This is a genomic window from Paracoccus sp. NSM, from assembly GCF_052379855.1.
Lineage (GTDB): Bacteria > Pseudomonadota > Alphaproteobacteria > Rhodobacterales > Rhodobacteraceae > Paracoccus.
Genome location: NZ_JBQTCG010000001.1, coordinates 335,146 through 359,599, shown reverse-complemented (window position 1 = coordinate 359,599; position 24,454 = coordinate 335,146). Strand labels below are relative to the sequence as shown.

Genomic DNA, 24,454 nt, shown 5'->3' with positions numbered 1-24,454 from the left:
CCATGACCGACCTCGTGAAAACCCCCGTCACCGTGATCACCGGCTTTCTGGGTTCGGGCAAGACCACGCTGATCCGGCATCTGCTGTCCAATCCGAACGGGCTGCGCCTGGCGGTCATCGTCAATGAATTCGGCACGATGGGCGTGGATGGCGACATCCTGAAGGGCTGCGCCGACGACAACTGCCCGGCCGAGAACATCTTGGAGCTGTCGAACGGCTGCATCTGCTGCACGGTCGCCGACGACTTCATCCCTACGCTGGAGGCGCTGATGGCGCTGCCGCAAAAGCCCGATCATATCCTGATCGAAACCTCGGGGCTGGCGCTGCCCAAACCGCTGCTCAAGGCCTTCGACTGGCACAGGGTCCGGTCGCGGATCACGGTCGATGGCGTGATCGCCCTGGCCGATGCCGAGGCCGTGGCCGCGGGCCGGTTCGCCCCCGACGTGGCCGCCGTGGACGCGCAGCGCGCCGCCGATGACAGTCTGGACCACGAGACGCCCCTGTCCGAGGTCTTCGAGGATCAGATCGCCTGCGCCGATGTCGTGCTGCTGACCAAGGCCGATCTGGCGGGCGATGCGGGCCTGGCCGCCGCCCGCGCCGTGATCGAGGCCGAGGCGCCCCGCCCCCTGCCCATCCTGACCGTCACCGAAGGCGCCATCGACGCCCGCCTGATCCTGGGTCTGGGCAAGGCCGCCGAGGATGATCTGGACGCCCGTCCCAGCCACCATGACGGCGCCGACGACCACGAGCATGAGGATTTCGACACCGTCGTCATCGACCTGCCCGAGATCACCGACCCCGCCGACCTGACCGCCCGCATCGCGCGGCTGGCCGAGGAACAGCACATCCTGCGCGTCAAGGGCCATGTGGCCGTCGCGGGCAAGCCGATGCGCCTGCTGGTGCAGGCCGTGGGCGCGCGGGTGCGCCACCAATATGACCGTCCCTGGGGCGATGCCCCGCGCCGCTCGCGGCTGGTGGTGATCGCGGAACATGACCATATCGATCCGGCCGCGATCCGCGCCGTGCTGGAAGGCGTCCCCGCCTGATGCATGTCATCTTCCGCGAACAGGTCGGGCTGGAACAGTCCGACACCCCCTTTGATCCCGGGCAGACGCCCGGCGATCTGGTGGTGCTGTCCTTCTCGGACAGCGACCTGGGGGCCTTCGCGGAGGGCTGGCGGCGCGCGGCGGGGGGGCTGCCCTCGACCAGGCTGTGCAATTTGGTGGCGCTGCGGCACCCGGTCTCGGTCGATACCTATGTGGAACAGACGCTGTCCGGGGCGCGCGGCATCCTGATCCGCCTGATCGGCGGCGAGGCTTGGTGGCCCTATGGGCTGGCCTCCGTGCAGGATCTGGCGCGCAGGCAGGGCATCGCGCTGGCCGTGCTGCCCGCCGATGGGCGCGACGATCCGCGGCTGGACCAGATCTCGACCGTGCCCGCATCGGTGCTGCGCGTGCTGCGGCGGCATTGCGATCAGGGCGGCGCGGTGGCCGCGCAGGCGGCGCTGGCGCAGCTGGCGATCGCGGCGGGGCTGGACGCGGCGCCGGTCGCCGGCGTCAAGACGCTGCCCGCGATGGGGTTCTATGACCCCGACCGGGGGGTGGTGGCCGACCCGGGGCCGGTCGCGGCTTTGGTGACGTTCTATCGCAGCTGGCTGGCGGCGGCGGATATGGCGCCGATCGACGCGCTGATCCGGGCGCTGCGCGCGCGGGGGATCGCGGCGATGGGGGTCTTTGCGCCGTCGCTGAAGGCCCCGGGGCTGGGCGATTGGCTGGCGGCGGCGCTGGCGCAGCCGCCAGCCATAGTCGTGAACGCCACCGCCTTTTCCGCCGGACCCGAGGCGCCCTTCGCCCCCTTCCCCGGCCCGGTCTTTCAGGTTGCCCTGTCCACCAACCGCCGCCGGGACTGGGCGGGGGCGGAACGCGGCCTGTCGCCCTCGGACCTTGCCATGAACGTCGTCCTGCCCGAGGTGGACGGGCGCATCTTCGCGGGCCTGATCAGCTTCAAGTCGCCCGCGCCACGCGACCCGGACCTGCAATATTCGCGTTTCGTGCATCGGACCGATGCCGCGCTTCTGGGACAGGCGGTGGGGCGCATCGTGGGCTGGCGCGGGTTGGCGCGACGCACCGGGCCGGTGGCGATGGTGCTGTCCACCTATCCGGGGCGCGACTGGCAGATGGCCCATGCCGTGGGGCTAAACGCGCCCGCCTCCGCCCAGGCGGTGGGGGCGATGCTGGGCGCGGACCTGCCCGCGCTGCCGGACGGAACGGTGTCCTGGCCGCTGGACGAATACCGCGCCGCGCTGGCCTGCCTGCCACGGACCTTGCGCGACGACCTGCGCGCCGCTTGGGGTGCGCCCGAGACCGACCCAGATTGTCAGGGAGGCGCCTTCCACCTGCGCGCCAGCCTGCACGGGCCGGTGATCCTGGCGCTGCAGCCCGAACGCAGCCACCGCGCGGGGCGGACGGACAGCTATCACGACCTGACCCGCGTTCCGCGCCACGCCTATGTGGCCTTCTATCTGTGGCTTGCGCAGCAGGGCGCGCGGGCGCTGATCCATATGGGCGCGCATGGCACGCTGGAATGGCTGCCGGGCAAGGCGGTGGCGCTGTCGGGCGACTGCTGGCCCGCGGCGCTGCTGGGCGCGATGCCGGTGATCTATCCTTTCATCGTCAACGATCCGGGAGAGGCCGCGCAGGCTAAACGGCGTTTGGGCGCCGTGACCCTGGGCCATATGCCGCCGCCCATGCGGGAGGCCGCCCTGCCCCCCGGCATGGCCGGGCTGGAACGCAGCTTGGACGAATATTCGACCGCCGACGGGCTGGACCCCGCCCGCCGCGACCGCCTGATCGCCGCGATCCGCGACGAGGCGCGCGCCCTGGGGGTCGAGGCCGATCTGGGCATTCCCCCGGACGCCAGCGCAGTCGAGGCGATCACCCGCATCGACCGCTTCGTCTGCGACATCAAGGAAAGCCAGTATGGCGAGGGGCTGCATGTCTGGGGCAGCGGTGCCTGCGGTCAGGCCGAACGCGACGGGCTGATGGCCGCGCTGGCCGGACGCTTTGTGCCGCCGGGGCCGTCCGGGTCGCCCAATCGGGGGCGGTCGGACGTGATGCCCACCGGGCGCAACCTCTACAGCGTGGACCCGCGCGCGGTGCCCACGCCATCGGCACATGCGCAGGGGGTCAAGCTGGCCGAGGAGCTGCTGCGCCGCCACCTGCAGGACCATGGCGACTGGCCGCGCGGGCTGGTGGTTGACCTCTGGGGCAGCGCGACCATGCGCACGGCCGGTGAGGAATTCGCCATGGCCCTGCATCTGGCCGGGCTGAAGCCGGTCTGGGATGCCGGGTCGGGCCGCGTCTCGGGGGTCGAGGTCGTGCCGCTGGCCCTGCTGGGCCGCCCGCGGATCGACGTGACGCTGCGGGTCTCGGGCCTCTTCCGCGACGTGTTCCCGGTGCTGGCGCAGCTGTTTCAGACCGGGGCCACGACGCTCGCCGCGCGGGACGAGGCGCCCGACCAGAACCCCTATGCCGGGGGCGCGCGGGTGTTCGGCCCGCAGCCCGGGCGATACGGGCTGGGCATGGGCAGCGCACCCGACACCTTTACCGACGCCGCGCGGCGGGCCGCGGGCGAGGCCTGGATCGCGGCCTCCAGCTGGGCCATCGGCGCGGATGGCGTCAGCCACGAGGACCGCGCCGCGCTGGAGGCGCGGCTGACCCGCGCCGACAGTTTCGTCCATGCGCAGGACCTGCCCGAGACCGACCTGCTGCTGGCCGCCGATTATGCCGCGCATGAGGGGGGATTCGCCTCCGCCATGGCGCGGATCGGGGCGGATGCGCCCGCTCTCTATCATCTGGACGCCACGCAGCCCGACCGCCCCCGCGCCCGCAGCCTGACCGAGGAGATCGCCCGCACCACCCGCGCCCGCGCCGCCGACCCGGCCTGGGCCGATGCGATGACCGCGCATGGATACCGGGGCGCTGCCGAGATCGCGGCCACGCTGGACCATATGGCGGCCTTCGCGCATCTGGCGGGGGCGGTGCCGACGCATCTGTTCGACCTCTATCACGACGCGACCCTGGGCCGCCCCGAGATCGTGGGTTTCATGGAACAGGCCAACCCCGAGGCGCTGGCCGCGATGCGCGACCTGTTCCGGCGCCTACATGAGGCGGGGCTGTGGGTGACGCGGCGCAACTCGATCGCGGCGGGGTTGGCATGATCCGCGGCTGGTGCCCCGGCGCGCTGCGGCCGATGGAATCGGGCGACGGGTGGGTGGTCCGCATCCGCCCGCCCGGCGGGCGGCTGGACGCAGCACAGGCCCAGGCCATCGCCGATGCCGGCCAGACCCATGGCAATGGCGTGATCGCGCTGACTGGCCGCGCCAACCTGCAGCTGCGCGGCGTCACGCCCGCGACCCATGCGCCGCTGATCGCGGCGCTGCGCCCGCATGGGCTGATCGACCCCGACATCGCCACCGAGACGCGCCGCAACATCCTGGTCACGCCCTTCGCGGATGCCGCCGCCGATACGCTGGCCGCCGATCTGGCCGCGGCGCTGGCCGAAAGCGAGCTGGCCCTGCCAGCCAAGTTCGGTTTTGCGGTCGATACCGGTCCCGCGCCCGTCCTGACCCGCGACCCCGCCGATATCCGCATCGAGGCAGGCCCGACGCTGCGTGCCGATGGCATGGACCGCGCCGCGCCCTATCGCGGGCCGCAGGATGCGCTGGCGCTGGCCCGCTGGTTCCTGGATCAGGGCGGCGCTCCGGGTGGACGGGGCCGCATGGCCGCGCTGACCGCGCGGGTGCACCCCCCCGGGGCCACCCTGCCCGCCCCCCGGCCCGCCGCGCCGCCGCAGCCGGGGCTGCATCCGCAGGGCCTGCTGGTCGCGCTGGAGTTCGGCCAGATCGCCCCCGGCACGCTGCGCCGCCTTGGCCGTCTGGCGCCGCTGCGCCTGACGCCATGGCGGATGCTGCTGGTCGAGGGGGTCCGCCACCTTCCCGCGCTGGAAGGGCTGATCCTGGACCCCCGCGATCCGCGCAACCGTCTGCGCGCCTGTCCCGGCGCGCCCGCCTGCCCACAGGGACGGGCCGCGACGCGCCCCCTGGCGCGGGCGCTGGCGCCGCTGATCCCGCCGGATGCCGTGCTGCATGTCAGCGGTTGCGCCAAGGGCTGCGGCTGGCCGCGCGCCGCCGATGTCACACTGACCGCGACGGATGCGGGCTTCGATCTGATCCGCCATGGCCGCGCCCATGATCCTGCCGCCCTGCGCGGGCTTGACCCCGACCAATTGCCGAAGGTTCTCTGATGCCCCACCTTTACGAAACGGACGGCGCCGCGATCTATCGCCAGTCCTTCGCCACCATCCGGGCCGAGGCGGCACTGACCCGCTTTGACGCCGACGAGGAACCCGTCGTCGTGCGCATGATCCACGCCTCGGGGCTGGTGGGGCTGGAACGCGACGTGGCCTTCACGCCCGGCATGGCCGCCACCGCCCGCAAGGCGCTGCGGGCAGGCGCGCCGATCCTCTGCGATGCGCGCATGGTCAGCGAGGGGATCACCCGCGCCCGCCTGCCCTCGGGGAACGAGGTCATCTGCACCCTGCACGACCCTCGCGTGCCCGACATGGCGCGCGACATGGCCAACACCCGCAGCGCCGCCGCGCTGGAGCTGTGGCGGCCGTTCCTGGAGGGCGCGATCGTGGCCATCGGCAATGCGCCCACCGCCCTGTTTCACCTGCTGAACATGCTGGAGGACCCCGCCTGCCCCCGCCCCGCCGCGATCATCGGCTGTCCCGTGGGCTTCGTCGGCGCGGCGGAGTCAAAGGACGCGCTGATGGCCGCGCCGCCCGCGCCGTCGGTCGTCGTGCGCGGCAGGCTGGGCGGGTCGGCCATCACCGTCGCCGCGATCAACGCGCTGGCCAGCCGGAGGGAATGATGGGACGCATCATCTGCGCAGGTCTGGGGCCGGGTGATCCGGACCTGATCTCGGTCCGGGCCGACAGGGCTGTGCGCGCCGCGCGCCACGTCGCCTATTTCAGGAAACCCGGCCGGCCCGGTCAGGCGCGGCGCATCGTGCAGGGGATGCTGGCCCCGGATGCGGTCGAATATCCGATGGAATACCCGGTCACGACCGAGATCCCCTTCGATCATCCCGATTACAACGACGCGCTGGCGGGGTTCTATGACCTCTGGGCCGCGCGTCTGGCGCAGCTGGCCCGGGCCGACGACGTGGTGGTGCTGTGCGAGGGCGATCCGTTCCTTTACGGCAGCTTCATGCATCTGCATATCCGCCTGGCAGGACTGGCCGAGGTCGAGGTGATCCCCGGCATTCCCGGCATGGTCGGCTGCTGGAACGCGGTGGGCCAGCCGATGACCTGGGGCGACGACGTGCTGACCGTGCTGATGGGCACCCTGCCCGAGGCGGACCTGATCCGCCACATTCAGGGCAGCGACGCGCTGGTGGTGATGAAGACCGGCCGCAACCTGCCCAAACTGCGCCGCGCGCTGGCGGCGTCCGGGCGTCTGGCCGATGCCTGGCTGATCGAACGCGGCACCATGCCCGGCCAGCGCATCGCGCCTGTGGCGGAGGTGGCCGATGATGACTGCCCCTATTTCGCGATCCTGCTGGTCCATGGCCATGGGCGGCGCCCGATGGCGCGGGTGGCGGAATGAGCGGCTGGATCACCGTCGCGGGGCTGGGGCCGGGGTCCGAGGCGATGATCACGCCCGAAGTCATGGCCGCGCTGGCTCAGGCGACAGATGTGATCGGATACATCCCCTATGTGGCAAGGGTGGCGGCGCGGCCCGGCCTTGTGCTGCACGCCAGCGACAACCGGGTAGAGTTGGACCGCGCCCGCCACGCGCTGTCCCTGGCGGCGCAGGGCGCGCGGGTGGTGATCGTCTCCTCGGGCGATCCCGGCGTCTTCGCCATGGCCTCGGCCCTGTTCGAGGCGCTGGAGGCCGAGGGCACCGATCCCGACATCCGCATCCTGCCGGGCATCACCGCGATGCTGGTGGCGGCGGCGCGGGCGGGCGCGCCTTTGGGGCATGATTTCTGCGCCATCAACCTGTCGGACAACCTCAAACCCATGGCGCTGATCGAACACCGCCTGCGCCACGCAGCGCGGGGCGATTTCGCGATGGCCTTCTACAACCCGCGCTCGGCCAGCAGGCCCGCAGGCTTTGCCCGCGTGCTGGAGGTGCTGCGCGAGGAATGCGAACCCGAACGCCTGATGATCTTTGCCCGCGCCGTCACCACGCCGGACGAGGCGCTGCGCGTGGTCACTCTGGTCGAGGCCACGCCCGAGATGGCCGACATGCGCACCGTCGTGCTGGTCGGCAACCGCGCCACGCGGCGCGTGGGGCGGTGGGTCTATACCCCCCGGGGGGCGGTCTGATGCAGCCAGTCCAGCGCCTGTTCCGGCGTGGCGACCTGCACGCGGTCGGGCGCAGCGGGGCGGTCGATCAGCACGACCCGCAGGCCCAGATCGCGCGCCGCGTCCAGTTTCGCGCGGGCCCCCGCGCCGCCGCTGTTCTTGGCGACCAGATGGGTGATGCCATGCGCCTGCATCAGCGCCCGGTCGCCCGCGACCGTGAAGGGGCCGCGCGCCAGCACGACCTGCGCATGGGGCAAGGGGGGCGCACCCGGCGCATCGACCAGCCGCAACAGCCAGCGATGCGGCAGGGCGGCAAAGGGCGCCAAGGTCTGCTTGCCGATGGCCAGAAACACACCGGTCGGCGCGCGGGGCAGCGCCGCGACCGCGCCCGCGATGTCGGGAACCCTCTGCCAATCGGGATCGACCGGCCAAGCGGGGCGGCGCAGCATCAGCATCGGCACCCCAGCCGCCCGGCAGGCTGCGTCCGCATTGCGGCTGATCTGGGCGGCAAAGGGATGGGTCGCATCGACCACTGCGCCGATGTCGTGGTCCCGCAGATAGCGCGCCATCCCCTCGGCCCCGCCGAAACCGCCGATCCGCGTGGGCAAAGGTTGCGCGACGGGCGTCGCGGTCCGTCCGGCATAGGAAAAGACGGCGTGCGCCCCGGCCCCTGCCAGCAGCGAGGCCAGACGGCTGGCCTCACTCGTGCCGCCCAGCAGCAGGATGCGTCGCATGTCTGACCCCTGGCTGACGATCATCGGGATCACCGAAGATGGACCGGACGGCCTGCCCGATGCAAGCCGCCGCGCGCTGGAACGGGCGCAGGTGGTCTTTGGCGGTGCCCGTCATCTGGCGCTGGCAGGGGTCGGCGCACGGGGACGGGAATGGCCGGTGCCCTTCGATCTGGCGCCGCTTCTGGCGCTGCGAGGGCGGCGCGTGGCGGCGCTGGTCTCGGGCGATCCCTTCTGGTGCGGCGCGGGGGGCAGCATTGCCACGGCGCTGGAGCCCCACGAATGGCGCGCCCTGCCCGCGCCGGGGGTGCTGTCTCTGGCGGCGGCGCGGCTGGGCTGGCGGCTGGAGGAAACCGTGACCCTTGGCCTGCACGCCGCGCCGCTGACGCGCCTGCGCCCGCATCTGGCGCGCGGCTGCCGGATCATCGCGACGCTGCGCGACGGCGAAGCCCCCGCCGCGCTGGCCGCATGGCTGGTCGGACAGGGCGCGGGGGCCGCGCGGCTGACGGTGCTGGAGCGTCTTGGCGGGCCGTCCGAGCGCGTCCGGACCACGCACGCCGACGCCTTCTCGCTGACCTGCGCGGCGCCGGTGGCGGTGGCGATCGACGGGGCAGAGTTGCCGCGCGGCTTCGGGCTGGCGCGCGTGCCGGGCCGGGCGGATCATCTGTTCACCGATGACGGGCAGATCACCAAATCCCCGCTCAGGGCGCTAACGCTGGCCGCGCTGGCCCCGCGCGCGGGCGAGGTTCTGTGGGATATCGGCGGCGGTTCCGGTTCCATCGCGGTCGAATGGGCGCTGGCCGGGGGCCGCGCCGTGACCATCGAGCCGCGCGCGGACCGCATCGCCCGCATCCGCGCCAATCTGGACGACTTCGGCGTCGCCCATCGCGTGACCGCCCTTCACGGCGCAGCGCCCAAGGCGCTGCCGCCCGACACGCCCGACGCGGTCTTTGTCGGCGGGGGCGCGTCGCAGGCGCTGCTGGCGGCGCTGTGGCACCGCCTGCCGCAAGGCGCGCGTCTGGTCGCCAATGCCGTGACACTGGAGACCGAGGCGCTGCTGGCGCGCTGGCACACGGCCAAAGGGGGCCGCCTGCTGCGCATCGACATCGCCGAGGCCGCCCCCCTGGGCCGGATGCGCGGCTGGACCCCCGCAAGGCCCATCGTGCAATGGAGCGTGACATGCGCATCGCCGGAATAGGCTGCCGCCCCGGCACCCCCCTGCCCGCCCTGCTGGCCGCCCTCGACGCGGCGGGCGGGGCCGATGCGCTGGCCACCATCCCCGAACGCGCGCCCGAACTGCGCCCTCTGGCCCATGCGCTTGACTTGCCGCTGCATCTGGTCGCCGTGGCGGGTATCGCCACGCCGACGAAGTCGCCGCGCATCCGCGCCGCCTTTGGCACCGGATCGGTGGCCGAGGCCGCCGCCATCGCAGCGGGCGGCCGCCTGACCCGTGCCCGCCACATCCACGGCCCCGTCACCATCGCCATCGCAGAGGTTCCATGACCATCCATTTCATCGGCGCGGGCCCCGGCGCGCCCGACCTCATCACGCTGCGCGGCCGCGACCTGATCGCGGCCTGCCCCGTCTGCCTTTATGCCGGGTCACTGGTGCCCGCCGCGCTGCTTTCCCATTGCCCACCCGGCGCGCGGATCGTGAACACCGCACCCCTGACGCTGGACCAGATCATCGACGAGATGCAGGCCGCCCATGCCGCAGGCCAGGACGTGGCGCGGCTGCATTCCGGCGATCTGTCGGTCTGGTCCGCGATGGGCGAACAGATCCGCCGGTTGCGGGCGCTGGAGATCCCCTTCGACGTGACGCCCGGCGTGCCCAGCTTTGCCGCCGCCGCCGCCGCGCTGGAAACCGAGCTGACCCTGCCGGGCCTTGCGCAATCCGTGGTGCTGACCCGCACGCCGGGCCGCGCATCCTCGATGCCCGCGCGCGAGACGCTGGAGGCCTTTGCCGCCACCGGGGCGACGCTGGCGATCCATCTGTCGATCCACGCGCTGAACCAAGTCGTGGCCGATCTGACCCCGCATTACGGCCCCGACTGCCCGGTGGCGGTGGTCTGGCGGGCGACATGGCCCGACCAGCGGGTCATCCGCGCGACGCTGGCAACCGTGGAGGCGCAGGGCATCGACCGCACCGCGCTGATCCTGGTCGGCCCCGCGCTGGCGGGCGAGGGGTTCGAGGACAGCCGCCTCTATGCCGCCGATTACGACCGTCGCTATCGCCCGGTGGGTGACGCACCGAGGTTTCCGGAATGACGCGCGACCTTTCGCCGGGCCTGATGATCTCGGCCCCTGCATCGGGCACGGGCAAGACGATGCTGATGCTGGGCCTTCTGATCGCGCTGCGCAGGCGCGGGCTGGTGGTGCAGCCCTTCAAGTCCGGGCCGGACTACATCGATCCGGGGTTCCACCTTGCGGCCTCGGGGCGGGCCAGCTTCAATCTGGATGCCTGGGCGATGGAGCAGGGGCGGCTGATCGCCCATGTGACCGGCCAGCCCCCTGCCGATCTGGTCCTGGCCGAGGGGTCGATGGGCCTCTTTGACGGGGTGGCCACGGCGGGCGAGACCGGCATCGGCTCCAGCGCCGAGATCGCCGGGATGATGGGCTGGCCGGTGGTTCTGGTGCTGGATGTCGGCGGTCAGGCGCAATCGGCGGCGGCCACCGCGCGGGGCTTTGCCACGCTGCGCCCCGACCTGCCCTTTGCCGGGGTGGTGCTGAACCGCGTGGCATCCCCGCGCCACGACAGGCTGATCAGCGACGGGATGGATCAGGCGAGCATCCGTGTGCTGGGCAGCCTGCCGCGTCAGGGCAACATCGTGCTGCCCGAACGCCATCTGGGCCTGATCCAGGCCGAAGAGACGGCGGGGCTTCAGTCGATCCTCGACCATGCGGGCGATTTCATCGCCGCGCATTGCGATCTGGACGCGATCGTCGCCGCCGCTGCGCAGCGCGCCCTGCCCGATGCCCCCGCGCCCCGACCGCTGACGCCCCCCGGCGGGCGGATCGCGCTGGCCCGCGACGCGGCCTTCAGCTTTGTCTATCCGCATGTGCTGGAGGCGTGGCGGCGGGCGGGGGCCACGATCCTGCCGTTTTCGCCGCTGGCGGATGAGGGGCCGGATGACAGCGCCGACTGCTGTTGGCTGCCGGGCGGCTACCCCGAACTGCACGCGCCCCGGCTGGCGGCCTGCGACGACTTTCGCACCGCCATGCACCGCTTTGCGGCGACGCGGCCGGTGCATGGGGAATGCGGCGGCTACATGGCGCTTGGGGCAGGCCTGGTGGATGCCGATGGCGTGCGCCACCAGATGCTGGGCCTGCTGGGCTTGGAGACCAGCTATGCGAAACGCAGGATGCATCTGGGATACCGCCGCGCCGAACCGCTGGCCGCCCTGCCCGGGCTGGGCCGGGTGGCGCTGCGCGGGCATGAGTTCCACTATGCCCGGGTCCTGTCCCAGCCAGACGCGGCGCTGGCCCGCGTGACCGACGCGACCGGTGCCGAGGTTCCGGAAACCGGCAGCCATAGGGGCCACGTCACCGGCACCTTCTTTCACCTGATCGCGCCCGCCTCGGCTTGACGCGGGCGGGCGCTTCCCGTCTAGGTAAGGGCCTGCATGGTGCCCGTAAGACGCTCAGCGTCGGGCTTCATCGGGAATGGGGAAGGGCGGACCAAATCGCGGCGCCCGAAGCCCCAGCCGCCCCCGCGACTGTATGCGGCGAGCGCACGTCACCAACGCCACTGGAGCGATCCGGGAAGGCCGACGCCGCGCCACGACCCGCAAGCCAGGAGACCGGCCATGACAGGCAGATCCATGCCGTCGGGTGGACGGCCAAAGGAGTATGACATGCATATCGAACAAGGCGTCGTCACCGGCGCCAAGATCGTCCTGAGCTACGCAACCGCCACGGCGGCCGGGCTCTATTCCCTGAAACTGGCCCTTGATGCGATACGCGCGCAGGGGGCAGGGTCTCTGGCCGCCCGCGCGGGTCTGGCCACGGCCGCGACCTTCGTGTTCTTCGAGGTCCTGCCGACCTGGCCCGTCGGCGTCTCCGAGGTGCACCTGATCCTCGGCTCGACGCTGTTCCTGATCTTCGGGGCGGCGCCGGCCGCGATCGGGCTGGCGCTTGGCCTGCTGATCCAAGGGCTGTTCTTCGCGCCCTTCGATCTGCCGCAATACGGGATGAACGTGACCACGCTTCTGGTGCCACTGTTCGCTGTGAGGGCGCTGGCACGGCGGATCATCGCGCCGGGGACGGCCTATGTGGACCTGCGCTACGGTCAGGCACTGGCGCTGTCGGCGGCCTATCAGGGCGGGATCGTGGCCTGGGTCACCTTCTGGGCCTTCTACGGGAAAGGGGTCGAGGCTACTTCTGGTATCCTGGCCTTCGGCGCGGCCTATATGTTGGTCTTGGCGCTTGAGCCTCTGGTCGATCTGGCGGTGCTGGCCGGGGCCAAGGCGGCGCGCGGGCTGCAGGGCAGCGGGCTGGTCACGCCGCGGCTTTACGCATGATCGACCTGGTGCTGATCGGGGCGGGCACGGGCCATCCCGACCACCTGACATTGCAGGGCGTCCGCGCCCTGCAAGAGGCTGATATCGTTCTGATTCCCCGCAAGGGAGCGGGCAAGGAGGATCTGGCCCATCTGCGCCGCGCGATGCTGGCGCGGCACAGGCCGGGCGGCGCGGTGGTCGAGGTCGATCTGCCGGTGCGCGACAGGGAAATGCCCTATCTTCAATCGGTTGAGGCCTGGCATGATGCCATCGCGCGGGCCTGGGCCGCCGCCATCTATCTGCCGCAGGGCGGCACGGTGGCGATGCTGGTCTGGGGCGATCCATCGCTTTACGACAGCAGCCTGCGGATCGCGGCGCGGCTGGGCTGGCGCGCGCGGGTGGTTCCGGGGATCACCGCGATCCAGGCGCTTTGCGCGGCCCACGCCATCCCGTTGAATTCGCTGGCAAACGAGGTCCGCATCACCACCGGTCGCCGCCTGCGCGATCATGGCTGGCCCAAGGGCTGCGACCGCATCGTGGTGATGCTGGATGGCGATTGCGCCTTTCGCGCGCTTGCGCCCGAGGGGCTGACGATCTGGTGGGGCGCCTATCTGGGCATGCCGGAACAGCGCCTTGATCACGGGCCTCTGACGCTGGCGGGACCGCGCATCGAGGCGCTGCGGCGTGAGGCGCGGGCGGCGCATGGCTGGATCATGGATTGCTACCTTCTGGCCCTCACCGACCGGCCACAGGAGGCGCACCAGACGTACACCGCGCGTACACCGACAACGCCCGGTCCGTTAAGCAGCCCTTAACCCCTGCCCCGCCATGCTGAGCGGGTTCCAGAGGCGGGGGCGTGCATGACGATCACCAAGGCCGAGGCCGCGCGGCGGGCCAATTACCACTATATGGCGGACGCGATGCGGATGCTGGAATGGGACCTGCACAGCACGATCCTGTCCCGCATGCGCATCCCCGAGGAATGGCACCGCATCGCGCAGGAACGCGGGCGGGTCGCCAAGACGCGTGTCACGCTGCGGCTGGATGCGGATGTGGTGGCGTTCTTCCGGTCGATGGGGCCGGACTGGCAGGCGCGGGTCAACCGGATCGTCAGCGCCTGGATGCATGCGCGGCTGGCGGGGCTGATCGAGGGGGCCGAGACGATGGACTACCTTGCGCGCCGCGATTCCGAGGGTCTGGACGGCCCGCGCCCGGAATTCGGCGACCTGCAGCGCGCGTTTGACGAGGCGCTGGAGGGCACGACCGAGCCGCCGCGTTCCCCCCTCGACCCGGAGGGGGTGCCGATGGAGGGCCCCCGCCGGATCAGCGAGAGGGGAAAGAGGGCGCTGCTGGAGGAGATGATGAAGCGGAATGGGTTGTGAGGTTCAAGCACTAAGATAAAATCACAACGATTGACGCCTGCTGTACTCTTTGGCTTTTTGAACTAGGTCAAGAGAACTTCCCCGTTCAGAACTCGCTATTGGATGCGTACCATAAACCAGCTTGATAAAATCTTCCCAGTACAGCTTCCGGGTCAGTTCTACTATTTTTTCAACGGCAGCCTTTTCACTACTAGTTAGACGCGCTACCGGGTGCCCATGCTTCAGACGAAACACCCGCTTCTTCCGCCCAAACATATTCGTCGTCTGAGCTATCTCGAAGATGTCACCCCTTGATTCGGCTATATCTTTTACCGTCCAAACAAAGGGTCCATGAGCGTCGTAAACCCACCGTATATCTGAAGACTGGCGACCGTGGTGTATACAATGGTACCAATCAATTAGGTATATCATCTTTGTAAAACGAGCAGTCGATAATTCTTCCGCCAAAGAGGCAGGGTAAGCTTCTAGCGTCGCAATCATAAGATCAAGAACTTCAGCCATCATAAACCGACTTCTGAGGGTCTGCTCGGGTCTGCAACATAGACACCGATGCATCCGATCATTCTGCCATATTGGTCTGCAACCCCATCTAGTGCTTCTTTGAGCTGCCTCTCATCGAACCGGTCTCGCCTGACGGACTCTATCACAATAACAGCCACGTGGCGATCATTGTAGCTCAAGCGTCTTCCGGCGAGAAGCGCGGGCTTCATACGCAGCTTGCGGCTTGTATTGCGCGGGACGCTGTACGTGGTGAGGTTGTACTCACGGTAGTCGGACTCGCGCGCTGGATCGGGAAACGAGTTGTCAAAATGCCAGTTAGTCTCCCACGCGCTTTTAATACCACCAGACTCATAGGGCAGCGCAGTACGCCCTTTTTTTCGTAATTCATGGTTGTATGAGAATCGGCCGCAAGGCACAAATTCCCGTCGCTTTTCATTAAACACGTAGATCGTAATTCTCTCTTGCCCTTCAGGCTGTAGATTCAGTTGGTGAGCAAGTCCAATCAAGATGTTCTCAAATAGCAAATAGACGTTTTCTGCGACCGCGCCGGACTCTTTCTTGAGCGTATCGATTTCAGAGCGGAGCTTTTTTAGGCTTCTCTGCCGCCACACGTTGTAAATAGAACCAACGGCTGCGACTACAGCAACCGCGATAATCAACCGATACAAAGGAAAGCCTTCAAAATGGTCGAACAGACCCGGCCACCTAGGATATCGCTCCCTTAAATCTTCAATGCGAACACTAAGTAACGCCACAAGTACGGCCAGCACTACGCTGGAGATTGGTGAAATCCAGCGCAGCACCCAACGATCAAGCCAAAGGCCAACCTTCAAGCACAGATCATTGAGGTACGAGGCAATCCTCTTGAAGGTCACTTAATATTGTCTCAGCTATCGAAGATTTATCTATTTCTAAGATTTACGCGAATGGAAGGCTCGCGAGTGAAAATGAATGGACTGGTTGTGAGCGTCAAGCCTGCAGCGACCTGACTCCGACTTCCCCCTCCTCGCGCGACTTGATCGCCGCCACGGCGGCGATACTCCCCGCGGCCGTGGTGAAATAGGGGATCTTGTCGTAGAGGGCGACGGCGCGGATCTCGCGGGAATCGGTGATGGCCTGGGCGCCCTCGGTCGTGTTCAGGACCATCGCGATCTCGCCGTTCTTCAGGCGGTCCACGATGTTCGGGCGCCCCTCATAGACCTTGTTCACGCGGGTCGAGGCCACGCCCTGCGCGTCAAGGAAATCCGCCGTGCCCGAGGTGGCGATCAGCGAAAAGCCCATCTCGACCAGGTCGCGGGCGGCCTGCGCCAGGGCGGGCGTCTTGTCGGCATCCTTGACCGACAGGAAGACGCGCCCCTCGGAGGGCAGGTCGGTGCCCGCGCCCATCTGCGCCTTGAGGAAGGCGCGGGCAAAGTTGCGGTCCCAGCCCATCACCTCGCCGGTGGAGCGCATTTCCGGGCCAAGCAGCGTATCGACGCCGGGGAAGCGGGCGAAGGGCAGCACGGCCTCTTTGACCGAGAACCAGGGCGTGATCGGGTCGGCCAGCGTCATCGGGTCGGCAAAGGGCAGGTCGGTTTCCGGGCCCACGCCTTCGGGATAGGGCGCGCGGGCGGGGAAGTTCGACATCGGCTCGCCCGCCATCAGGCGCGCGGCGATCGAGGCGATGGCGCTGTCGGTGGCCTTGGCGACGAAGGGGACGGTGCGGCTGGCGCGGGGGTTCACCTCGAGCACGAAGATCTGGCCGTCCTTCAGCGCGAATTGCACGTTCATCAGGCCGCGGACCTTCAGCGCGCGGGCCATGGCCTCGGTCTGCGCCTTGAGTTCGGCGATGGTGGCGGCGTCCAGCGTGTGGGGCGGCAGCGAGCAGGCGCTGTCGCCGGAATGGACGCCGGCTTCCTCGATATGCTCCATGATGCCGGCGACGTGGACATTCTCGCCGTCGCAGAGGGCGTCCACGTCAACCTCGATCGCGCCCGAGAGGTAGCTGTCCAGCAGGACCGGGCTCTTGCCCGAGACGGTCACGGCCTCGGAGATGTAGCGACGCAGGTGGTCCATGTCGCGCACGATCTCCATCGCGCGGCCGCCGAGGACATAGGAGGGGCGGATGACCAGCGGGAAGCCGATGCGCTCGGCGATTTCAATGGCTTGCGCGTCGCTGCTGGCGATGCCGTTGATCGGCTGCTTGAGGCCGAGATCGTTCAGCAGCTTCTGGAAACGCTCGCGGTCCTCGGCCAGGTCGATGGCGTCGGGGGTGGTGCCGAGGATCGGGATACCTTCGGCTTCCAGCGCGTTGGCCAGCTTCAGCGGCGTCTGGCCGCCGAACTGGACGATGACGCCGTGCAGCCGCCCGGCCTGCTGTTCGGTGTGCAGGATCTCAAGCACATGTTCCAGCGTCAGCGGTTCGAAATAGAGCCGGTCCGAGGTGTCATAATCGGTGCTGACCGTTTCCGGGTTGCAGTTGATCATGATCGTCTCGTAGCCCGCGCCGGTCAGCGCGAAGCAGGCGTGACAGCAGCAATAGTCGAACTCGATGCCCTGGCCGATCCGGTTCGGGCCGCCGCCCAGGATGACGACCTTCTTGGCGTCGGTCGGGCGGGATTCGCATTCCACGTCGCCCATCGCGGGGGCTTCGTAGGTGGAATACATGTAGGGGGTCTGGGCCTCGAACTCGGCGGCGCAGGTGTCGATGCGCTTGAAGACCGGGCGGATGCCCAAGGCGCGGCGGGCACGGCGGATCTCGGCCTCGTCGCGGCCGGTCAGGTGGGCCAAGCGGGCATCGGTGAAGCCCATCATCTTGACCTGGCGCAGGCCTTCCTCGTCGGTGGGCAGGCCATTCTGGCGGATCTGCTGTTCGGCATCGACGATCTCGCGGATGCGGGCCAGGAACCACGGGTCGAAGCTGGTGACGCGCTGGATCTCGTCATTGCTGAGGCCGAAGCGCATCGCCTCGGCGATGACGCGGATGCGGTCGGGGGTCGCCTTGGACAGGGCCGCGATGACGGCGGGCTTGCCCTGATCGGCAGCGCCCTCGATGACGATCTCGTCAAGGCCGGTCAGGCCGTTCTCCATCGAGGCCAGCGCCTTTTGCAGCGATTCGTGGAAGCTGCGACCGATGGCCATGACCTCGCCCACGGATTTCATCGCGGTGGTCAGCTCGGGCTTGGAGCCGGGGAATTTCTCGAAGGCGAAACGCGGGATCTTGGTGACGACATAGTCGATCGAGGGCTCGAAGCTGGCCGGCGTCACCTTGGTGATGTCGTTGTCCAACTCGTCCAGCGTGTAGCCGACGGCCAGTTTCGCGGCGATCTTGGCGATGGGGAAACCGGTCGCCTTGGAGGCGAGCGCCGAACTGCGCGAGACGCGCGGGTTCATCTCGATCACGACCATGCGGCCATCGGCGGGGTTGATCGCCCACTGCACGTTCGAGCCGCCGGTCTCGACGCCGATCTCGCGCAGGACGGCGATCGAGCCGTTGCGCATGATCTGGTATTCGCGGTCGGTCAGGGTCAAAGCCGGGGCGACAGTGATCGAATCGCCGGTATGGACGCCCATCGGATCGACGTTCTCGATCGAGCAGACGATGATGGCGTTGTCGTTGCGATCGCGCACGACCTCCATCTCGTATTCCTTCCAGCCCAGAAGGGATTCGTCGATCAGCACCTGCGCAACCGGCGAGGCGTCGAGGCCCGAGCGCACGATGCGTTCGTAATCGTCGCGGTTATAGGCGACGCCGCCGCCCGTGCCGCCAAGCGTGAAGGCCGGGCGGATGATCGCTGGCAGGCCGATTTCCTCGAGCGCGTCCATCGCCTGGGCCACACCGGCATTCACGTCGTATTTGCCATTCGCGCCCTTGGGGGCGGCGATGATCGTGGCCTTGGGGTTTTCCAGACCGATGCGGTCCATCGCCTCGCGGAACAGCTTGCGGTCCTCGGCCATCTCGATGGCGGCGCGCTGCGCGCCGATCAGCTCGACCCCGTAGCGGTTCAGGGCGCCGTTATCGGCCAGGGCCAGCGCCGTGTTCAGGCCGGTCTGCCCGCCCATCGTCGGCAAGAGCGCGTCGGGGCGTTCCTTGGCGATGATCTTCTCGACGATCTCGGGGGTGATCGGCTCGATATAGGTCGCGTCGGCCATCTCGGGGTCGGTCATGATCGTGGCCGGGTTCGAGTTGACGAGGATGACGCGATAGCCTTCCTCGCGCAGGGCCTTGCAGGCCTGGGCGCCGGAATAGTCGAATTCGCAGGCCTGCCCGATCACGATGGGGCCTGCGCCGATGATCAGGATGGACTTGATATCGGTTCTCTTCGGCATGGTCGCCCCCGGATGTGCTGGATTTGCGTAAATCGACCGGGGTTATAGTCAAGACCGCCTTGGGCGCAAGGTGCGGCGGGCCGCGCATGGCCGCAAAATGCGCGCAAGGCGAGGTCAGGGCCGGGCCAGAAGCGTCAGCGCGGCGCTGTAGCGGTTCTGGCTGACGGATTGAGTCAGTTGGGCGCGGGCCAGAAACGAGATGATCAGCCGTTCGGTCGCTGCGGGTTCGGCCAGTTCGGCCAGGCTGGACGTGCCGAACTGGCGCTGCGCGGCCTTCATGAATTCGGCGTTCTGACGCTCGACCGGAAGCTTGCCGAAGCTGGGGCCGAAGCCCAGCGCGGTCTCGAAGACCTTGCGCATGGGCGGGTTGCCCATCACCTCGTACCACTGGGTCGTGGCGCTTTTATCATTGTCCGCGAAGGCAGCGATCTCGCGCCGGGCATTGAGGGCAAGGCGCAGATCCTCGTCCCCCGCACCCACGCGGCGTTCGTATTCGCGCTGAATGAAGGCCTGTCCCAGCCTGTCGCCCAGATCGGCAGAGGGGCCGCCGGGGGCCGAGAAGCCCAAAGCCTCGGCCATCCGAAGATAGCGCTTGTCGCTGAGCCGGTTGACCAAGGCGCTGCGGTCGCTGAGGTCGGATTCCAGCACCTTGCGGATGAAGGCCTTGTTCGCGACGTCATTTTCCAGCCCGAAGGCCGAAAGCACGGCGCTGAGCATGCGGTAATCGCCGACAAGCGCCTCGGGCGAGGTCAGCTTGTCGGGGTTGTCGCGCAGATAGCTGGTCGAGCGTTGCACGACGGCATCCCGACGCAGGATCTCGATCTGGCGGGATTCGGTCCTTTGCAGGATCTTCCACCCCAGAAGCCCCCCCGCGCCGGTGGTGATCGCCATCATGCGCGCGCCCTCACTGGCGGGCCATGGCGAAGAGCCGTGCCTCGCGGGGCAGCAATTCGCGCAGGCGGCGCATCGCCTGATAGGGGTTGTCCTGGACGGCATGCTCGCTGGCCTCGGCCAGCAGGATGCGGCTGTCGCGATCGTCGAAGACCTGGCTCAGTTGTTCGATCGCGCGGATCAGGTCGCGCCGCCCGGTGGCGGTGTCGATGTCGCCGGACAACATGAGCTGGGCGATGTAGCAGGCGCGCGATACGGGAGTCGTCGCGGCCTCGGGGTGGATGGCATCGCGTAGGCGCAGCACGTTGACATTGGGTGTCTTGATCGAGATGCGCGACCGGCGGTCGCCGTTCTCGATGACGGCGCCATTGATCAGGACACGCTCGTTCGGGGCGAGCTTGAGAACCAGGCCGCTCATGCTGCGACCTCGCCGCGCAGTCCCTTCATGATAGACAGGTTGATGTCGATCAGTGCGTCCGTGCTGGCCTGGCCGGCGAGCGCCGAATGCCCGTGCCGCAGGCAGAAACCAGCCAGCGACAAAAGGCCCGCGCGCATCGCTTCCGGCAGGGCATTGCCGGGATCGGCAAGATCGGTGGCCAGAATGGTCCAGAGTTCATTGTTCAGGTGAACGGCCTGCACGGCCTCTGCCGTGGTGCATTGCCGGGGCGCCTGACGCATCAGGCGGGTGACGCGCGAAAAGGCGTCGTATTCGGCGTCGCGAGGGTTGCGCAGGGCTGCGCTTTTGTATCCGTGCTGGGTGAGAGGCGTGACCGCGTTCAAGGATGTCTTCCCGTTCTGGAGTGTCTTGGGGATGGGAGGGGGCGCCCGTGGGCGCCCCGACCGTCATCAGCGGAACAGCGACAGGATCGCCGAGGGTGCCTGGTTCGCGATCGAAAGCGCCTGAATGCCCAGCTGCTGCTGGGTCTGCAGCGCCTGGAGGCGGGCCGAGGCCTCCTCCATGTCGGCGTCGACCAACGCGCCCATACCGGTCTTGAGCGAGTCTGCCAGCTTGCCGACAAAGTTCGACTGATCCGAGATGCGTTTGCCGGCCGAGCCAAGGTCGGCAGCGCCCTGAACTGCGAGGTCGATCAGGGCCTCGATCTCGCCGATCGCGGTCACAGCGTCGGCCCGGCTGCCGATCGAGGTGATCGTTGCGCCGGCGATGTCGGCCTCGAAATCCACGCCGTTCACCGCGATCTCTCCGGCAGTGGTGGCAACCGTGCCGTTCACACGGTCCAGCGATCCCAGCACGGTGAAGCTGGTTCCGCCGGCGCCATTGACGTCCGTGGCCAGAAGGTTGATCCCGTTCAGCTGTGAAGCACCGACGATCGACGTGATCTGCGCCATCTTGGCGTCGATATCGGTCTGGATCTTGCCGAAATCGGCCGCGTCGTTCGCTGCGCCAATCGCCAGATCCTTCATCTCGCGCAGCAGATCGGTGATCTGCTCGGCACCGGCGCGTGCGGTGGCGACCACCGCATCGCCGACGTTCAGGTTCTTCTGGATGGTCTTGAAGGCCGACTGATCGGTTTCCATGACCTTGGCGATGGCCCAGACAGCGGCATTGTCCTTGGCGTTGCCCACGGCCTTGCCGGTCGAGATCTCGGCCTGCGCCTTGCCCAGATTGGCATTCACCGATTTCAGGGTCTGGAGCGCGACCATGGCGCTGTTGTTGGTCAGAATGCTGGACATGTTGTCCTCCGATTAAAAGGGGCGCTTTGCACCCGGGTTTGCATCTTCGGCCTTCTGACCCTGGGGTTTCCCCCGCCCTTTCGGCATGTGACCGGTTTAACCGCCGGTGATTGACAAGTAGTGAATTACCCCCTTTCCCTCAAACACAGTTCACTAAGCATTTTATCAAAACCTTTGCGGCATCGGGGCCAGCGTCGTCGCGCTGCGTCGGCGCCCGGCATCGTCATATGTCTGCAGCGACTGGGCCGAGACGATGATGTCGCGCAGGTCCTCAGCGGCCTGCCGGGCGCCCCGCAACGACGCCTCGGCCAAGGCGCGCAGCTCGGTCAGAGCGGGTTCAAGCACGCGGCGATGATCTTCACGCACGCCGCTTTCCAGCGATTTTTCCAGCAGATCCAGCGACTTTTGCGCCGATTCGGCATCACCCGACAGGATCGCGGCCTTGATCTCGGCGATTCGCCGTGCCGGGGCGGTCATGACGGCATCCCGCGCGGCAGGAAGCGGTCGAAGCCAAGATCGACCTGACGCGCCAGGATCGCGGCGTGTTCGCGCGTCAGAAAGCTGCCGAACTGATCCTCGCCCGCGCCGCCGGAAAAGGCCCCCGACATCGGCTTGGGCCCGCAATATTTCAGCATCTCTTCAAGAAAAGCTTGCTCAAGCTGGTCGGCCGAACCGCCACCGCGCGATGAGCGCGCAACATTTTCGGAAACAAGTGTCGAGGTTATTTCAATCACGATCCAGATTCCTCTGATTATGCCGGACTCCGTGAAGCCTAACCCTTGGCAGTAAATAATAAGTAAGGATTTCGCATTATGACGGAGGTCAAAGAAGGATCGTATGCGATGATCGAGTTAACCAGTCTTGCAGCGCCCGCGACGCCCCTTGAAGGAGCGCCCCCCCGCGATTCCCCGAGATCCGAGGGCGCGGATTTCGCCATGATCGAGAAGGTTCTGACCGGGCAGGCGCCCGATCCCCAAGCCGCGCATCCCGCAACAGATCCGGCAGGCGCCGAGGCGGCCGCGACCAAGCCTGCCGCTGACAAAGACCTGCGCGCAGAGCAGATGGATGACCGGGAAGGCGCCGATCCGGTGATCGCCCCTGATCCGCTGGAGGCGTGGCTGGGTGCTCAGACAGGGCTCAGCGCATGGCTGGCACCCGAACCGGCAGTCGCGGCGCGGTTAGGGGCGAATCCCGAGGCAGCACAGGTCGCGAAAGCACGCGATGCGGAGCCTGACGCAACGGTTTCAGCGCCGGCGCCCGTGAATTCGGGCTGGATGCAACATGGCGCCGCCCTGCAGCCCGAGGCAGCGCCTGGCGGTTCGGAGCAGCATGACGATGGTCCGGCTTTTGCGCAGCCGATGGCAGGGAGGATACCGCAGCAGATGGCAGCCTCGGCGGGGCCTGTGCCAGCGGCACCGAATCATGCAGGCAAGACGGCTGATCTTGCAAACCAATCCGATGCGTCGGACGCGGAAGGCCCGCAATCGCAGGCCACCGCCCTTTCGGCCGACGACCGGGTCGAGGCAAGGCCGGAGCCTTCGGGCATGTCCAAGCCCGGCACAAACCCCGAGGCAGTGACCGTGGGTCAGTCGCGCGTTCCTTTGGGCGCGGGCGCGTCGGATGCCCCTGTTGCAGAGGAGGCGTCGCCCGGACCAATCATGAAGGCCAACATGAAAGCGGCCCCTGAAAGTCAGATTGCGGCGCGGGCGGTGTCGCCGGACCATGAGCCCGGACCTGCCGCGAGGGCCGCGGCCCCTGCCGACATGGAGTTGCCCGCAGCCGGACCGCCAGCGGAAACGATGCGACCGCGGGTCGCCCTTGAGACTTCAGGAAAGCCTGCGACGGGGCTGGCTGTGGACCCGGCGGTCACGGAAATGCAGCAGGGCCCGTCGCCGCGCCAAGACATGCCCTTGATCGAGGCCACCGCCGCCCACCGCGAGGCGAACGCAGCGGTGCAGCCCGTGGCACGCCAGATCGTGGCGGCTTTGGTGCCGCCTCCGGCAAGCGGTGGGGTGGCGGTGACCACGGCGAGAGGCGTCACGGAAATTGCGCTGTCGCCCGAGGAACTGGGACGGGTGCAGATCTCGGTCTTGGGTCAGGACAAGCCGCTGATCGTCATCATGGCCGAGCGCCCCGAGACGCTGGAATTGCTGCGCCGCAACGCCGATCTGCTTGGCACCGAACTGCGCGAGGCAGGGCTGGAAGGGGGCGCGCTGTCCTTCCGCGACGGTCCGCCGCCAGAACCCCAACGGCTGCTGCGCGAAACCACGCAGGAGGGCTCCGTGGAGACTGGGATCCCGGTGATCCCCCTGGCCATCGCGCAAGAGGCCGGGCGGCTGGCGGCGCAGCGCCGAATCGACATCAGGTTATAGGAGAGCGCAATGAACGTGACAGAAGTCGGCAATGGCGCCGCCACCGGCCAGACCACCGGAGGGGTATCGGGGGCGGCCTCGGGCGCGGATTTCGAGACCTTCCTGCGGATGCTGACCGCGCAATTGCGCAACCAGGACCCGCTGAATCCGATGCAGGGGGCGGATTTCGCCGTGCAACTGGCGACCTTCGCCGGGGTCGAGCAGCAGGCCCATACGAACAAGCTGCTGGCGCAGATGGCGGGGGCCTCGGGCGGGGGGAACTTCGCCTCGTGGATCGGCAAGGAGGCGCGGACCACGGCGCCGGTCTGGTTCTCGGGGCGGCCGGTGACGCTGGACATCGCGCCCGACCCTTCGGCGGACAGCGTGCAGCTGGTCACGCGCAGCGGCACCGGCGTGGTGATCGACCGGACAGAGATCGGGCCCGGCAGCGGTCAGGTGGACTGGACGGGGCAGCGCGAGGACGGCAGCCGTCTGCCCGACGGGCAATACAGCTTTACCCTGGAAAGCCGACGCGATGGGCTTCTTGTAGCCGAGACCCAGGTCGGCGCCTACGGGCTGATCACCGAGGCGGCCTTTGGCGCGGACGGCACGCGGCTGATCTTTCAGGGCGGCGGCTCGGCCCCGGCAAGCGAGGTCACGGCCCTGCGCGCGGCGCCCTGACGCGTCCGGTCTTGACGCAAGGCTCGCAAGCGGGCAGGCCGCGTT

The 24,454-nt window shown here is 68.3% G+C and carries 25 protein-coding genes and 1 riboswitch; of the genes, 15 read left to right on the top strand and 10 right to left on the bottom strand.

Annotation, left to right across the window (positions count from 1 at the left end):
• Positions 1-2 precede the first annotated feature (2 nt).
• Genes cobW through cobJ form a run of 6 tightly spaced genes read left to right on the top strand, consistent with a single transcriptional unit; the run spans position 3 to position 7,395 of the window.
• The gene (gene cobW / locus ACTZWU_RS01680) at positions 3-1,046 is read left to right on the top strand and encodes a cobalamin biosynthesis protein CobW (protein ID WP_444735615.1); all 1,044 of its coding nucleotides are present in this window, start codon (positions 3-5) and stop codon (positions 1,044-1,046) included.
• Positions 1,046-4,219, top strand: a complete 3,174-nt coding sequence (gene cobN, locus ACTZWU_RS01675) for a cobaltochelatase subunit CobN (protein ID WP_444735614.1) — start codon at positions 1,046-1,048, stop codon at positions 4,217-4,219. The genes cobW and cobN overlap by 1 nt, the downstream gene beginning before the upstream one ends.
• On the top strand, positions 4,216-5,304 hold the full coding sequence (gene cobG, locus ACTZWU_RS01670; RefSeq protein WP_444735613.1) for a precorrin-3B synthase: 1,089 nt from the start codon (positions 4,216-4,218) through the stop codon (positions 5,302-5,304). The genes cobN and cobG overlap by 4 nt, the downstream gene beginning before the upstream one ends.
• Positions 5,304-5,933, top strand: a complete 630-nt coding sequence (locus ACTZWU_RS01665; protein ID WP_444735612.1) for a precorrin-8X methylmutase — start codon at positions 5,304-5,306, stop codon at positions 5,931-5,933. Before cobG ends, ACTZWU_RS01665 begins: the two co-directional genes overlap by 1 nt.
• Complete coding sequence (locus tag ACTZWU_RS01660; RefSeq protein WP_444735879.1) at positions 5,933-6,670, top strand: precorrin-2 C(20)-methyltransferase; 738 nt, start codon at positions 5,933-5,935, stop codon at positions 6,668-6,670. The genes ACTZWU_RS01665 and ACTZWU_RS01660 overlap by 1 nt, the downstream gene beginning before the upstream one ends.
• The gene (cobJ, locus tag ACTZWU_RS01655) at positions 6,667-7,395 is read left to right on the top strand and encodes a precorrin-3B C(17)-methyltransferase (RefSeq protein ID WP_444735611.1); all 729 of its coding nucleotides are present in this window, start codon (positions 6,667-6,669) and stop codon (positions 7,393-7,395) included. Before ACTZWU_RS01660 ends, cobJ begins: the two co-directional genes overlap by 4 nt.
• Here the strand turns inward: cobJ and ACTZWU_RS01650 are convergent.
• Positions 7,371-8,108 carry a cobalt-precorrin-6A reductase gene (locus ACTZWU_RS01650; RefSeq protein ID WP_444735610.1) on the bottom strand — a complete coding sequence of 246 codons (738 nt, stop codon included), beginning with the start codon at positions 8,106-8,108 and terminating at the stop codon, positions 7,371-7,373. The genes cobJ and ACTZWU_RS01650 overlap by 25 nt on opposite strands.
• Between ACTZWU_RS01650 and cbiE the strand changes: the two genes are divergently transcribed.
• The 7 genes from cbiE to ACTZWU_RS01615 all read left to right on the top strand — a co-directional run bounded on the left by cbiE (position 8,107) and on the right by ACTZWU_RS01615 (position 13,985).
• Positions 8,107-9,303 carry a precorrin-6y C5,15-methyltransferase (decarboxylating) subunit CbiE gene (gene cbiE / locus ACTZWU_RS01645; RefSeq protein WP_444735609.1) on the top strand — a complete coding sequence of 399 codons (1,197 nt, stop codon included), beginning with the start codon at positions 8,107-8,109 and terminating at the stop codon, positions 9,301-9,303. The two genes, ACTZWU_RS01650 and cbiE, sit on opposite strands and share 2 nt — an antisense overlap.
• The gene (locus tag ACTZWU_RS01640) at positions 9,285-9,608 is read left to right on the top strand and encodes a cobalamin biosynthesis protein (protein ID WP_444735608.1); all 324 of its coding nucleotides are present in this window, start codon (positions 9,285-9,287) and stop codon (positions 9,606-9,608) included. The genes cbiE and ACTZWU_RS01640 overlap by 19 nt, the downstream gene beginning before the upstream one ends.
• Positions 9,605-10,372 carry a precorrin-4 C(11)-methyltransferase gene (gene cobM, locus ACTZWU_RS01635; RefSeq protein WP_444735607.1) on the top strand — a complete coding sequence of 256 codons (768 nt, stop codon included), beginning with the start codon at positions 9,605-9,607 and terminating at the stop codon, positions 10,370-10,372. Before ACTZWU_RS01640 ends, cobM begins: the two co-directional genes overlap by 4 nt.
• The gene (locus ACTZWU_RS01630; protein ID WP_444735606.1) at positions 10,369-11,691 is read left to right on the top strand and encodes a cobyrinate a,c-diamide synthase; all 1,323 of its coding nucleotides are present in this window, start codon (positions 10,369-10,371) and stop codon (positions 11,689-11,691) included. Before cobM ends, ACTZWU_RS01630 begins: the two co-directional genes overlap by 4 nt.
• A 20-nt stretch (positions 11,692-11,711) precedes the next feature.
• Positions 11,712-11,927, top strand: a riboswitch (cobalamin riboswitch).
• A 31-nt stretch (positions 11,928-11,958) separates the two neighbouring features.
• Entirely contained in the window at positions 11,959-12,624 is a 666-nt protein-coding gene (locus ACTZWU_RS01625) for an energy-coupling factor ABC transporter permease (RefSeq protein WP_444735605.1), read from the top strand.
• Entirely contained in the window at positions 12,621-13,418 is a 798-nt protein-coding gene (cobF, locus tag ACTZWU_RS01620) for a precorrin-6A synthase (deacetylating) (RefSeq protein WP_444735604.1), read from the top strand. Before ACTZWU_RS01625 ends, cobF begins: the two co-directional genes overlap by 4 nt.
• A gap of 45 nt (positions 13,419-13,463) precedes the next feature.
• Positions 13,464-13,985: a BrnA antitoxin family protein gene (locus ACTZWU_RS01615; RefSeq protein ID WP_444735603.1), complete on the top strand. Its 522-nt coding sequence runs from the start codon at positions 13,464-13,466 to the stop codon at positions 13,983-13,985.
• 21 nt (positions 13,986-14,006) lie between these two features.
• On the opposite strand, the gene ACTZWU_RS01610 is transcribed toward ACTZWU_RS01615, so the two are convergent.
• From ACTZWU_RS01610 to ACTZWU_RS01570, 9 genes are all read right to left on the bottom strand, one after another.
• On the bottom strand, positions 14,007-14,486 hold the full coding sequence (locus ACTZWU_RS01610; protein WP_444735602.1) for a Panacea domain-containing protein: 480 nt from the start codon (positions 14,484-14,486) through the stop codon (positions 14,007-14,009).
• Positions 14,486-15,319 carry a hypothetical protein gene (locus ACTZWU_RS01605; RefSeq protein WP_444735601.1) on the bottom strand — a complete coding sequence of 278 codons (834 nt, stop codon included), beginning with the start codon at positions 15,317-15,319 and terminating at the stop codon, positions 14,486-14,488. Before ACTZWU_RS01605 ends, ACTZWU_RS01610 begins: the two co-directional genes overlap by 1 nt.
• 136 nt (positions 15,320-15,455) lie before the next feature.
• Positions 15,456-18,794 (bottom strand): carbamoyl-phosphate synthase large subunit, encoded by a 3,339-nt coding sequence (gene carB / locus ACTZWU_RS01600; RefSeq protein WP_444735600.1) that lies wholly within the window; start codon positions 18,792-18,794, stop codon positions 15,456-15,458.
• 114 nt (positions 18,795-18,908) lie between these two features.
• Positions 18,909-19,688: a DUF1217 domain-containing protein gene (locus tag ACTZWU_RS01595; RefSeq protein WP_444735599.1), complete on the bottom strand. Its 780-nt coding sequence runs from the start codon at positions 19,686-19,688 to the stop codon at positions 18,909-18,911.
• 10 nt (positions 19,689-19,698) lie between these two features.
• Positions 19,699-20,103 carry a flagellar biosynthesis repressor FlbT gene (gene flbT, locus ACTZWU_RS01590; protein ID WP_444735598.1) on the bottom strand — a complete coding sequence of 135 codons (405 nt, stop codon included), beginning with the start codon at positions 20,101-20,103 and terminating at the stop codon, positions 19,699-19,701.
• Entirely contained in the window at positions 20,100-20,465 is a 366-nt protein-coding gene (flaF, locus tag ACTZWU_RS01585; RefSeq protein ID WP_444735597.1) for a flagellar biosynthesis regulator FlaF, read from the bottom strand. The genes flbT and flaF overlap by 4 nt, the downstream gene beginning before the upstream one ends.
• 66 nt (positions 20,466-20,531) lie before the next feature.
• A complete protein-coding gene (locus ACTZWU_RS01580; protein ID WP_444735596.1) occupies positions 20,532-21,377 on the bottom strand; it encodes a flagellin N-terminal helical domain-containing protein in 846 nt (281 codons plus the stop codon).
• A 165-nt stretch (positions 21,378-21,542) separates the two neighbouring features.
• Positions 21,543-21,854: a hypothetical protein gene (locus ACTZWU_RS01575; protein ID WP_444735595.1), complete on the bottom strand. Its 312-nt coding sequence runs from the start codon at positions 21,852-21,854 to the stop codon at positions 21,543-21,545.
• Positions 21,851-22,012: a rod-binding protein gene (locus ACTZWU_RS01570; RefSeq protein WP_444735594.1), complete on the bottom strand. Its 162-nt coding sequence runs from the start codon at positions 22,010-22,012 to the stop codon at positions 21,851-21,853. Before ACTZWU_RS01570 ends, ACTZWU_RS01575 begins: the two co-directional genes overlap by 4 nt.
• Before the next feature lie 1,275 nt (positions 22,013-23,287).
• Here ACTZWU_RS01570 and fliK point away from each other — a divergent pair.
• Both fliK and ACTZWU_RS01560 read left to right on the top strand, forming a co-directional pair.
• The gene (gene fliK / locus ACTZWU_RS01565; protein ID WP_444735593.1) at positions 23,288-23,749 is read left to right on the top strand and encodes a flagellar hook-length control protein FliK; all 462 of its coding nucleotides are present in this window, start codon (positions 23,288-23,290) and stop codon (positions 23,747-23,749) included.
• A gap of 9 nt (positions 23,750-23,758) precedes the next feature.
• Positions 23,759-24,409 (top strand): flagellar hook capping FlgD N-terminal domain-containing protein, encoded by a 651-nt coding sequence (locus ACTZWU_RS01560; protein WP_444735592.1) that lies wholly within the window; start codon positions 23,759-23,761, stop codon positions 24,407-24,409.
• Positions 24,410-24,454: the final 45 nt, after the last annotated feature.

Excerpts from the sequence above, each read along its gene's own strand:
- cobW (WP_444735615.1), top strand. The coding sequence starts at position 3 with ATGACCGACCTCGTGAAAACCCCCGTCACCGTGATCACCGGCTTTCTG.
- cobN (WP_444735614.1), top strand. The coding sequence starts at position 1,046 with ATGCATGTCATCTTCCGCGAACAGGTCGGGCTGGAACAGTCCGACACC.
- cobG (WP_444735613.1), top strand. The coding sequence starts at position 4,216 with ATGATCCGCGGCTGGTGCCCCGGCGCGCTGCGGCCGATGGAATCGGGC.
- ACTZWU_RS01665 (WP_444735612.1), top strand. The coding sequence starts at position 5,304 with ATGCCCCACCTTTACGAAACGGACGGCGCCGCGATCTATCGCCAGTCC.
- ACTZWU_RS01660 (WP_444735879.1), top strand. The coding sequence starts at position 5,933 with ATGGGACGCATCATCTGCGCAGGTCTGGGGCCGGGTGATCCGGACCTG.
- cobJ (WP_444735611.1), top strand. The coding sequence starts at position 6,667 with ATGAGCGGCTGGATCACCGTCGCGGGGCTGGGGCCGGGGTCCGAGGCG.
- cbiE (WP_444735609.1), top strand. The coding sequence starts at position 8,107 with ATGTCTGACCCCTGGCTGACGATCATCGGGATCACCGAAGATGGACCG.
- ACTZWU_RS01650 (WP_444735610.1), bottom strand. The coding sequence starts at position 8,108 with ATGCGACGCATCCTGCTGCTGGGCGGCACGAGTGAGGCCAGCCGTCTG.
- ACTZWU_RS01640 (WP_444735608.1), top strand. The coding sequence starts at position 9,285 with ATGCGCATCGCCGGAATAGGCTGCCGCCCCGGCACCCCCCTGCCCGCC.
- cobM (WP_444735607.1), top strand. The coding sequence starts at position 9,605 with ATGACCATCCATTTCATCGGCGCGGGCCCCGGCGCGCCCGACCTCATC.
- ACTZWU_RS01630 (WP_444735606.1), top strand. The coding sequence starts at position 10,369 with ATGACGCGCGACCTTTCGCCGGGCCTGATGATCTCGGCCCCTGCATCG.
- ACTZWU_RS01625 (WP_444735605.1), top strand. The coding sequence starts at position 11,959 with ATGCATATCGAACAAGGCGTCGTCACCGGCGCCAAGATCGTCCTGAGC.
- cobF (WP_444735604.1), top strand. The coding sequence starts at position 12,621 with ATGATCGACCTGGTGCTGATCGGGGCGGGCACGGGCCATCCCGACCAC.
- ACTZWU_RS01615 (WP_444735603.1), top strand. The coding sequence starts at position 13,464 with ATGACGATCACCAAGGCCGAGGCCGCGCGGCGGGCCAATTACCACTAT.
- ACTZWU_RS01610 (WP_444735602.1), bottom strand. The coding sequence starts at position 14,486 with ATGGCTGAAGTTCTTGATCTTATGATTGCGACGCTAGAAGCTTACCCT.
- carB (WP_444735600.1), bottom strand. The coding sequence starts at position 18,794 with ATGCCGAAGAGAACCGATATCAAGTCCATCCTGATCATCGGCGCAGGC.
- ACTZWU_RS01595 (WP_444735599.1), bottom strand. The coding sequence starts at position 19,688 with ATGATGGCGATCACCACCGGCGCGGGGGGGCTTCTGGGGTGGAAGATC.
- flbT (WP_444735598.1), bottom strand. The coding sequence starts at position 20,103 with ATGAGCGGCCTGGTTCTCAAGCTCGCCCCGAACGAGCGTGTCCTGATC.
- ACTZWU_RS01580 (WP_444735596.1), bottom strand. The coding sequence starts at position 21,377 with ATGTCCAGCATTCTGACCAACAACAGCGCCATGGTCGCGCTCCAGACC.
- ACTZWU_RS01575 (WP_444735595.1), bottom strand. The coding sequence starts at position 21,854 with ATGACCGCCCCGGCACGGCGAATCGCCGAGATCAAGGCCGCGATCCTG.
- ACTZWU_RS01570 (WP_444735594.1), bottom strand. The coding sequence starts at position 22,012 with ATGCTGAAATATTGCGGGCCCAAGCCGATGTCGGGGGCCTTTTCCGGC.
- ACTZWU_RS01560 (WP_444735592.1), top strand. The coding sequence starts at position 23,759 with ATGAACGTGACAGAAGTCGGCAATGGCGCCGCCACCGGCCAGACCACC.